Genomic DNA, 396 nt, shown 5'->3' with positions numbered 1-396 from the left:
CAAGTAGTTCATCCAGTATTTCTTGACTAGTTAGATGCATTTGAAACATAGGTTGATAAGTGCGTTTTGTGCTCAATTTGCGGCTATCGGTTTGTATGATTTTCCAATACCGCTTTAGACGTCGATACTCTTTTGACTGTTTGTCAAATTGGTTCATAATTTGTATCCGCACATGATTCATAGCTCGGCTTAGATGTTGTACGATATGAAAACGATCCAATACAATTTTTGCCTTTGGAAAAAGTTGCTTCACTAATTTAAAATACGGAGTGAACATATCCATAGTAATGATTTCAACCTTTTTTCTGACTTTCAAGGTATATTGTTGGAAATGGTCTCTAATTGTAGCATGAGTACGTCCGTCTAGTATTGCGATGATTTCAGAGGACTCAAAAT

Annotated in this window: 1 protein-coding gene; it reads right to left on the bottom strand. The window is 35.6% G+C overall.

What is annotated here, in order from left to right; translation table 11 throughout:
* Positions 1–396: transposase (locus HZY94_RS09095; RefSeq protein ID WP_179925881.1), on the bottom strand; the 396-nt coding region annotated here is incomplete at both ends.

This window comes from Streptococcus danieliae (genome assembly GCF_013415245.1).
In the GTDB taxonomy this organism is placed as follows: Bacteria; Bacillota; Bacilli; order Lactobacillales; family Streptococcaceae; genus Streptococcus; species Streptococcus danieliae_A.
This window is presented reverse-complemented; position numbering and strand designations above follow the sequence as displayed.